The following is a 3,799-nucleotide window of genomic DNA, read 5'->3' on the forward strand; positions in this document are numbered from 1 at the left end:
TGCCTGGATCGAGGCTAGCAAGACCCAGATAGGCTATGAAGTTTCCTTTACCCGTCATTTTTATAAGCCTGTGCCCATGCGGACTTTGGATGAGATCAAAGCGGATATCTATGCCCTAGAGCAGGAAGCTGAGGGTCTCTTGGAACAGATTGTTGGGGAGGTGGAGAAATGAAGCTGAAACCCTATCCCGAATATAAAGATTCTGGTGTGCTTTGGTTGGGTAAGATTCCAGCACATTGGAATATTATGCCCTTAAAACATTGGGTTTTTATTAATCAATCCGTATTAAATGAGAATACTGATCCAGACTTTCGCTTTAACTATATTGATATTGGAGCAGTTAGCACAGGAAAGTTAGTTTCTCAACCAAGAATTGAAAGATTTGCTGATTCTCCATCCCGAGCCCGTAGAGTTATTAAGGCAGGTGACACTTTACTTTCAACCGTTAGAACATATCTAAAAGCGGTTTACCACTGTAAATATATCAATAAATATACTGTTGCTTCAACAGGTTTTGCAGTTCTTACTCCTAAAAACAATACTGATCCTGGATACGTTGGTTATGTTGGTCAATCTGAGCTTTTTATAAATCAAATCGTTGCAAGGTCTATAGGAGTAGCTTATCCAGCAATTTCAGAAACTGAATTAGGTCGCTGTTTAGTCTGGTTTCCTACACTAAAAGAACAAACCCAGATCGCCAATTTCCTAGACTGGAAAACCACTCAGATCAACAAATTCATCCGCAACAAGCAGCGGCTCATAGAATTGCTGAAGGAGCAGAAGCAGAACATTATTAACCAGGCTGTTACCCGTGGGCTAGATCCCAACGTTAAGCTCAAACCCAGCGGCGTGGAGTTGATTGGGGATATACCTGAACATTGGAAGACAGCAAGACTTTTTCAGGTTTCTAAAGTAGTTGATCCACATCCATCACATAGAAATCCTCCATTATGCCTAGATGGGATTCCATTTTTAGGTGTTGGCGACTTGGATATTGATGGCAATGTAGTTAGAGCAGGATATAGTGTTGCTGAAGATATATTTTGCGAACAGAATAGACGATTTCAAATTGAAGATGGAGATTTAGCCATTGGCAGAGTGGCTTCTGTTGGAAAGATTGTTCGGCTTAAACCAATAGAAATTTGTCTATCAGGAAGACTAGCTGTGATTAAGCCTTTCACTGTTATGTTCTCTACATTCTTATTTTATTCACTTCAAGTAGCTTACATAACTGACCAGATATTAACTGGCACAGATCTAACTACATTAGGGGTATTAGGTCTTAACAAACTAAAAAGACTTGTTCTGATAATTCCTCCAAAATACGAGCAAAAAGCCATAACTGACTTTATAAATACATCTGTTGAACCTATTGATGAGGCTATCACCCGTGCCGAGCGAGAGATAGAACTAATGCGGGAATACCGTACCCGCCTCATCTCCGATGTGGTCACCGGGCAGGTAGATGTGCGGGACATCGAAGTGCCGGAGGTGGTAGAGGAAGAACTATTCGACATGGAAGAAGACCCCTCGGAGGTTATGGACGATGAGCTAGAAGCCGGGGAGGAAGAATGAATTGCCAGTCTGCTCCGGAGCGCAAAGTCATCATCATTGCTGGTCCCAACGGAGCCGGTAAAACCACCTTTGCTGAAGAATTCTTACCCAAGGAAGCCCAGTGTTTAACCTTTATCAATGCTGATCTCATCGCTGCCGGAATAGCCCCCTTTGAACCAGAACAGGCTGCATTTCGAGCAGGGAGACTGATGCTAGAGGAGATCCAGAACCATGCTCGACGGGGGCAGAACTTCGCCTTTGAAACGACCCTGAGTGGTCGCAGTTACGCTCGCCTTATTCCCACCTGGCAGGCCCAAGGCTACATCGTCAAGCTCTTCTTTCTTCAACTACCATCTCCTGAGCTAGCCATTGCCCGGGTAGCGCAACGTGTTCGAGCTGGAGGGCATCACGTCCCCGAAGCAGTTATTCGCCGGCGCTTTGCGGCTGGGTTACACAACCTGGAGACCCTCTACAAACCAGTAGTTGACGAATGGATCTGCTATGACAACTCAGGCAGTGAACCTGTGCTTATTAAGAAAGGAGGTAAGTTATGACCAATCAACAAGGTAATGTTAATGCCCGCAACAGAGAAGAAGATCCAGACATCCTGGGGGCAGAGAATGCTTTGAGGCGGGCCGGTCAGAGGGCACGGGAACGGGCTAAACAAGCCGGAATCGGTGTCATTATCTTTAAAGATGGCCAGATTGTCGAAGAAATGCCCGATTCGTAACACAAAGAGCCAATTATGAAACCCACTGACACTAGCGAGAAAGGTTTAGAGACCATAATTGTTAACTCTCTAGTCAATGAGGCTGGCTATGTTCTGGGCGACTCCAAAGACTACGACAGAGAGCACGCTGTTGATTTGGTGAAGCTGTTGGAATTTCTAGAGACAACTCAGCCCGATACCTATGGGGTACTTGGTATCAACGGGGATGGCCCCAAGCGTACCCAGTTCTTGCACCGGCTATAGGGTGAGATCGCTAAGCGGGGTGTAGTGGATGTGTTACGTACTGGCATCAACCATGGTCCAGCCCATGTGGATCTTTTTTACGGCACACCTACCCCAGGTAACCTAAAGGCAGCAGAACGGTTTGGGGCTAACATCTTCGGCGTCACCCGCCAGCTCCGCTACAGTCGTGGGGAGACGGCACTTTCTTTGGACATGGCTATCTTCATCAATGGGCTCCCCATTGCCACCTTTGAGCTTAAGAATCGGCTCACCAAGCAAACTGTCTTAGATGCAGTGGAGCAATATCAACGGGATCGAGACCCCAAGGAGTTACTGTTCCAGTTCGGTCGCTGCGCTATCCACTTTGCTGTAGATGACCAAGAAGTACGCTTCTGTACCCACCTCAAGGGCAAGGGGTCTTGGTTTCTACCTTTTAACAAAGGTTACAACGACGGCGCAGGTAATCCCCCTAATCCAGCAGGACTAGCCACCGACTACCTCTGGAAAGAAATTCTCTCTAAAGATGGGTTGACCGACATCTTGGAGAACTATGCCCAGATAGTCGAGGAAAAGGACGAAAAGACCAGCAGAAAGACACTTAAACAGGTCTTTCCTCGGTATCACCAGTTAACCGTGGTGCGGCGGCTTCTAGCTAGTGCTAAGGAAACCGGGGTAGGGAAACGTTACCTAATTGAGCACTCAGCAGGCAGTGGGAAAAGTAACTCCATTGCCTGGTTAGCCCATCAACTGGTGGGGCTCGAGCACAACAGCAAAGCTTTATTCGATTCAGTCATTGTGGTTACCGACCGGCGGGTACTAGACAAGCAAATCAAAGACACTATCAAGCAATTCGCTCAAGTCTCCGCTACTGTTGGCCATGCCGAGCGTTCAGGGGACTTGCGCCAGTTCATCAAGGCCGGGAAGAAAGTTATCATCACCACCGTGCAAAAGTTTCCCTTCATTCTTAACGAGATTGGGGACGAACACCGCCAGAGCAAATTTGCCATCATCATCGACGAAGCCCACTCCAGCCAGGGCGGCAAGACCACTGCAGCGATGAACCGCGTATTAGAAGCTTCAGTCCCCTACAACGGCTCCGATGAGGAGGGGGAAGAGACTGTCGAGGACAAAATGAATAACCCAATCGCAGCAAGCTGCGGGGTATCTGGGAGTGTCAAGGAATTTGTGTAAAGGGGAAATTAGAAAAGAAAAGAATTAGGGTGTTCAATAGCAAAACAAGCAAGAGCCGCCTTCCAATGCTGGATGGGCATAGTCCATTTGCGGCAAATACGT

Annotated in this window: 5 protein-coding genes; all 5 read left to right on the top strand. The window is 47.0% G+C overall.

The annotated features are described in order from the left end of the window. Positions 1 to 168 precede the first annotated feature (168 nt). The 5 genes from IQ219_RS17860 to IQ219_RS20615 are packed head-to-tail and all read left to right on the top strand — an operon-like array spanning position 169 to position 3,697. Entirely contained in the window at positions 169 to 1,575 is a 1,407-nt protein-coding gene (locus IQ219_RS17860) for a restriction endonuclease subunit S (protein WP_194073497.1), read from the top strand. After that, positions 1,572 to 2,108, top strand: a complete 537-nt coding sequence (locus IQ219_RS17865) for an AAA family ATPase (protein ID WP_194073498.1) — start codon at positions 1,572 to 1,574, stop codon at positions 2,106 to 2,108. The genes IQ219_RS17860 and IQ219_RS17865 overlap by 4 nt, the downstream gene beginning before the upstream one ends. Next, positions 2,105 to 2,284, top strand: coding sequence for a hypothetical protein (locus tag IQ219_RS17870; RefSeq protein ID WP_194073499.1), 180 nt, complete (start codon positions 2,105 to 2,107; stop codon positions 2,282 to 2,284). Before IQ219_RS17865 ends, IQ219_RS17870 begins: the two co-directional genes overlap by 4 nt. Positions 2,285 to 2,299: 15 nt before the next feature. Further along, the gene (locus tag IQ219_RS20250; protein WP_228017317.1) at positions 2,300 to 2,527 is read left to right on the top strand and encodes a hypothetical protein; all 228 of its coding nucleotides are present in this window, start codon (positions 2,300 to 2,302) and stop codon (positions 2,525 to 2,527) included. 24 nt (positions 2,528 to 2,551) lie between these two features. After that, the gene (locus IQ219_RS20615; RefSeq protein WP_368667633.1) at positions 2,552 to 3,697 is read left to right on the top strand and encodes a type I restriction endonuclease; all 1,146 of its coding nucleotides are present in this window, start codon (positions 2,552 to 2,554) and stop codon (positions 3,695 to 3,697) included. The last annotated feature ends 102 nt before the right edge of the window (positions 3,698 to 3,799 follow it).

This window comes from Synechocystis sp. LEGE 06083, assembly GCF_015207725.1.
Taxonomy (GTDB): Bacteria; Cyanobacteriota; Cyanobacteriia; order Cyanobacteriales; family Microcystaceae; genus Synechocystis; species Synechocystis salina.

What these genes read in the sequence shown, in the direction of transcription:
- IQ219_RS17865 (WP_194073498.1), top strand. Translation starts at nt 1,572, where the DNA reads ATGAATTGCCAGTCTGCTCCGGAGCGCAAAGTCATCATCATTGCTGGT.
- IQ219_RS17870 (WP_194073499.1), top strand. Translation starts at nt 2,105, where the DNA reads ATGACCAATCAACAAGGTAATGTTAATGCCCGCAACAGAGAAGAAGAT.
- IQ219_RS17860 (WP_194073497.1), top strand. Translation starts at nt 169, where the DNA reads ATGAAGCTGAAACCCTATCCCGAATATAAAGATTCTGGTGTGCTTTGG.
- IQ219_RS20250 (WP_228017317.1), top strand. Translation starts at nt 2,300, where the DNA reads ATGAAACCCACTGACACTAGCGAGAAAGGTTTAGAGACCATAATTGTT.